We start from the raw sequence: 5,556 nt of genomic DNA on the forward strand, positions 1-5,556 counted from the left end.
CTTATACAAAAAAAAGAGCGGGCGGGGACCTACGCTTCCTCCCAGTCGGGAAGTACCATCGGCGCTGCCGGGTGTCACGGCCGTGTTCGGGATGGGAACGGGTGGAGCCCCGGCGCTTGGCCCGCCTGCTCAAAAATTCAGGATGTCAAAAAAGTCTTCGACGTAGTGATAGCTGAGAGTAAGGAAGTGGTCGATCGGGTGTTGCTGTTTGCTCGTTGCCTCGCTTTGGCGGCTTGCGGCCGACCAAACGGTCGTGCAAGCCATATAAGCGGAAGCCGGTAGCCTTATTAGTACGGCTCGGCTGAACGTGTTACCACGCTTACACCTGCCGCCTATCGATCTGGTCGTCTTCCAGAAGGCTGCAATAGGGAATGTTTATCTTGGAGCGTGCTTCGCGCTTAGATGCTTTCAGCGGCTTATCACTTCCGCACATAGCTACCCTGCGATGCCCGTGGCCGGACAACAGGTGCACCAGCGGTACGTCCACTCCGGTCCTCTCGTACTAGGAGCAGCTCTCCGCAACATTCCAACGCCCACAGCAGATAGGGACCGAACTGTCTCACGACGTTCTGAACCCAGCTCGCGTACCGCTTTAAATGGCGAACAGCCATACCCTTGGGACCTTCTCCAGCCCCAGGATGCGATGAGCCGACATCGAGGTGCCAAACCTCCCCGTCGATGTGAACTCTTGGGGGAGATAAGCCTGTTATCCCCGGAGTACCTTTTATCCTTTGAGCGACGGCCCTTCCATTCGGAAAACCGCCGGATCACTAAACCCTGCTTTCGCAGCTGCTCGACCTGTATGTCTTGCAGTCAAGCACCCTTATGCTTTTACACTCTGCGCACGATTGCCGACCGTGCTGAGGGTACCTTTGGGAGCCTCCGTTACTGTTTAGGAGGCGACCGCCCCAGTCAAACTACCCACCATACACTGTCTTCCCGGTGGGGAATTAGAATTCAGCGGCCCAAAGGGTGGTATTTCACGGACGACTCCACGCCAGCTGGCGCTGGCGCTTCTGGGTCTCCCACCTATCCTGCACATCGGGCAGCTAAAGCCAATGTAAAGTTGTAGTAAAGGTTCACGGGGTCTTTCCGTCCCGCTGCGGGTAATCGGCGTCATCACCGATACCACAATTTCACCGAGCTCGTGGCTGAGACAGTGTCCAATTCGTTGCACCATTCGTGCAGGTCGGAACTTACCCGACAAGGAATTTCGCTACCTTAGGACCGTTATAGTTACGGCCGCCGTTTACTGGGGCTTCAGTGGGCCGCTTCATCGCCGAAGCGATTAACAGCCTTCCTTAACCTTCCAGCACCGGGCAGGTGTCAGCCCCTATACATCGTCTTACGACTTAGCAGAGGCATGTGTTTTTGGTAAACAGTCGATTGGACCTGGTCATTGCACCCCCAACCAGCCGAAGCCGGCCGGGGGGATCCTTCTCCCGAAGTTACGGATCTAATTTGCCGAGTTCCTTAGCCACGATTCGCTCGAGCACCTGAGGATCCTCTCCTCATCTACCTGTGTCGGTTTTGGTACGAGCGCTATGCCAGCAGATGACGACGGGTTTCTTGGCAGCAAGATTACCCACGCTATCGGTTTGCCCGTAGGCTCCCCGTACTGTCGGCGTTCGGCCTTGGTGGTGGGCGGATTTGCCTACCCACCGGCCTACTGCCTTTAACCTCGCATTCCATCGCGAGGCGGTGGTGTCACTTCTGCGTGACGCCTTCATCTATAGCTAGATAGCGGTACCGGAATATTTAACCGGTTTTCCATCGGCTTCGCCTGTCGGCTACGCCTTAGGTCTCGACTAACCCTGATCCGATTTGCGTTGATCAGGAACCCTTAGATTTTCGGTGGAGGGGGTTCGCACCCCTCTTATCGTTACTCATGCCTACAGTTTCGCTTCCAGGGCCTCCACTGGCTCTTACAAGCCAACTTCGATGGCGCTGGAATGCTCCTCTACCACTGTCCCGAGTAATCGGGACAATCCACAGCTTCGGCACCAAACTTATGCCCGCGAATTATCGACGCCGGGCCGCTCGACTAGTGAGCTATTACGCACTCTTTCAAGGAATGGCTGCTTCTAAGCCAACCTCCTAGTTGTCTGGGCAACCCAACTTTCTTTGTTCAACTTAGTTTGGATTTAGGGGCCTTAGCTGGTGGTCTGGGTTGTTTCCCTCTTGCGGGAGGACGTTATCGCCCCCACGCTGACTACCTGGCAACACACGCCGGCATTTGGAGTTTGTCTAGATTTGGTAGGCGGTGAAGCCCCCTAGTCTAATCAGTGCTCTACCTCCGACATGCTACACGCCAGATGCTATACCTAAATATATTTCGAGGAGAACGAGCTATTTCCGAGTTTGATTGGCCTTTCACCCCTATCCACAGCTCATCCGGGGGCTTTTCAACGCCCGTCGGTTCGGACCTCCACGTGGTCTTACCCACGCTTCATCCTGGCCATAGATAGCTCACTCGGTTTCGCGTCTGCCCCGCCGTACTTTCGCCCTGTTCGGACTCGCTTTCGCTTCGGCTGCTCTCCTGAGGAGATTAACCTTGCACGACAGGCGCAACTTGTAGGCTCATTATGCAAAAGGCACGCCGTCATCCCTCCGAAGAGAGACTCCGACCGCTTGTAAGCGTATGGTTTCAGGTACTATTTCACTCGCCTTCTCGGCGTTCTTTTCACCTTTCCCTCACGGTACTTGTTCACTATCGGTCATAACCAGTATTTAGCCTTGCCGGATGGTGCCGGCCGCTTCAGACAGGATTTCTCCGGTCCCGTCCTACTCAGGGGATCCCACCACCGCACCTCGCTTACGTCTACAGGCCTGTCACCTTCTGTGGGGCGGCTTTCCAGTCCGCTTCGTCTTCGCTTGGGTTGGCTTATGTGGGCCCTACAACCCCCTACCGCCGTAGCAGTAGGGTTTGGGCTGTTCCGCGTTCGCTCGCCACTACTTGCGGAATCACTGTATTGTTTTCTCTTCCTAGGGGTACTTAGATGTTTCAGTTCCCCCCGTTAGCTTCCTAAAAAGGATATCTGCCCGAAAGCAGATGGGTTTCCCCATTCGGATACCTGCGGATCTGGGCTTTGGTGCAGCTCCCCGCAGCTTTTCGCAGCTTTACACGTCCTTCATCGCCTGGTTATGCCAAGGCATCCACCATACGCCCTTTTCTGCTTTCACTTATATGACTTGCACCACCCTTCGGCGGGCAAGCCTCGAAAAACAATGAGCGTTTCGCTTTGGTGTTATTTCTAAAAAATAACCTCGATCTTAACATTTCTTACCTATCAGCTATCACTACGTCAAAGAACACCTTGCAGGTGAGGCTGTTTGTCGGTTTCGCCGGCTGCTTTCTACGCCGCCAACGATCATCGACCCACAAACTTCACTACAAGAAAATCAAAGAACTCGTTGCATGAGCGGCTATTTGTTGGTCCCGCCGGCCGCCTTTTTAACAAAGCTGGCCCGCAATAAGAACCCCCACTCTACAACACTTAAAAGAACACATGCCTTCCGGCACGGATCTGCTCGCTGCTGGCAACCAGCGGCGAGCACATTCGTGCCCAACCATCATGACAATACAAAAGAACAATACAAAACTCCGTGGAGCTACGGGGACTCGAACCCCGGACCCCCTGCTTGCAAAGCAGGTGCTCTAGCCAACTGAGCTATAGCCCCGATGTGGGCTTGGCAGGAGTTGAACCTGCGACCTCACGCTTATCAGGCGTGCGCTCTAACCAGCCTGAGCTACAAGCCCATGGAATGGCCAGCCGGCGCCCGCCCCAACATTACTTGCACATCGGGAGGCCCTGCTGAGACCAGAACATACAGACGATCACACGGCGAGCCGCTAAGGCCAAGGCTCTCCTTAAAAAGGAGGTGATCCAGCCGCACCTTCCGGTACGGCTACCTTGTTACGACTTAGCGCCAGTCACCAGGCTTACCCTAAAGACCTACCTCCCCGAAGGGTTGGTACGGCCGTATCAGGTACTCCTGACTTCCATCGCTTGACGGGCGGTGTGTACAAGGCCCGGGAACGTATTCACCGCGACATTGCTGATACGCGATTACTAGCGATTCCGACTTCATGGAGTCGAGTTGCAGACTCCAATCCGAACTGGGAACGGTGTTGGGGATCAGCTGGCCCTCGCGGGGTCGCTTCCCATTGAACCGTCCATTGTAGCACGTGTGCAGCCCTAGACGTAAGGGCCATGATGACTTGACGTCGTCCCCACCTTCCTCACTACTTGCGTAGGCAGTCTGGCTAGAGTCCCCACCATTACGTGCTGGTAACTAACCACAGGGGTTGCGCTCGTTGCGGGACTTAACCCAACACCTCACGGCACGAGCTGACGACAGCCATGCAGCACCTTCTATGGTGCCCCGAAGGGAAGCTCCCTTTCAGGAGCGGTCACCGTAGATTTAGCCTAGGTAAGGTTCTTCGCGTTGCATCGAATTAAGCCACATGCTCCACCGCTTGTGCGGGCCCCCGTCAATTCCTTTGAGTTTCATTCTTGCGAACGTACTCCCCAGGTGGCATGCTTACTGCGTTAACTGCGTCACTGCCCCCGAAGGGACAACAACTAGCATGCATCGTTTACAGCGTGGACTACCAGGGTATCTAATCCTGTTCGCTCCCCACGCTCTCGTGTCTCAGCGTCAGTATCGGACCAGTTGGCCGCCTTCGCCACCGGTGTTCTTCGTGATATCTATGCATTTCACCGCTACACCACGAATTCCACCAACCTCTTCCGAACTCAAGAAATCCAGTTTCGAAGGCCCTTTTACCGTTAAGCGGCAAGATTTCACCTCCGACTTAGACTTCCGCCTGCACACCCTTTACACCCAATGATTCCGGACAACGCTTGCACCCTCCGTATTACCGCGGCTGCTGGCACGGAGTTAGCCGGTGCTTATTCACTGGGTACCGTCAGTGGTCCTCGAAAGGTCCAGGTTCTTCCCCAGTAAAAGCTGTTTACAACCCATAGGGCCGTCTTCCAGCACGCGGCGTGGCTGCGTCAGGGTTGCCCCCATTGCGCAAGATTCCTCACTGCTGCCTCCCGTAGGAGTCTGGGCCGTGTCTCAGTCCCAGTGTGGGGGATCATCCTCTCAGACCCCCTAGCCATCATTGCCTTGGTAGGCTTTGACCCTACCAACTAGCTAATGGCACGCAGGTTCATCGTTAGGCTCCCGAGGGATTTAACAACTGTGGCCATGCGGCCCCGCTGCATCATCCGGTATTAGCTCACCTTTCGGTGGGTTATCCCAGTCCTAACGGCAGATTACCTACGCGTTACTCACCCATCCGCCGGTCTCCGCGGCCCCGAAGGGCCGCTTCTCCCGCGACTTGCATGTGTTAAGCCCGCCGCCAGCGTTCGTCCTGAGCCAGGATCAAACTCTCCATGGTAAATACACCTAATAAATTGTTTGAGTCTCTGGCCCTAGCTTCACTGTACTTCTAAATTGATCTCTCATCGAACCCCAACCTAAGTTGGGGCTGACAAGGGCTCGACGTGCGATCGTCTGTATGTTCTCAGTCTGTCAAAGAACGAA

General features: G+C 55.1%; 2 tRNA genes and 3 rRNA genes. All 5 read right to left on the reverse strand.

From position 1 onward, the window contains the following. Positions 1-16 precede the first annotated feature (16 nt). Positions 17-129 (reverse strand): 5S ribosomal RNA (rrf, locus tag ACQ4LT_RS14630). A gap of 137 nt (positions 130-266) precedes the next feature. Then, positions 267-3,183: ribosomal RNA gene (locus ACQ4LT_RS14635) — 23S ribosomal RNA — on the reverse strand. Between the two features lie 424 nt (positions 3,184-3,607). Then, positions 3,608-3,681, reverse strand: a tRNA-Ala gene (locus tag ACQ4LT_RS14640). 4 nt (positions 3,682-3,685) lie between these two features. Next, positions 3,686-3,760, reverse strand: a tRNA-Ile gene (locus tag ACQ4LT_RS14645). 115 nt (positions 3,761-3,875) lie between these two features. After that, positions 3,876-5,410: ribosomal RNA gene (locus ACQ4LT_RS14650) — 16S ribosomal RNA — on the reverse strand. Together the 16S, 23S and 5S rRNA genes with 2 tRNA genes alongside form the textbook arrangement of a ribosomal RNA operon. Positions 5,411-5,556: the final 146 nt, after the last annotated feature.

It is taken from the genome of Fodinibius sp. AD559 (assembly GCF_052712805.1).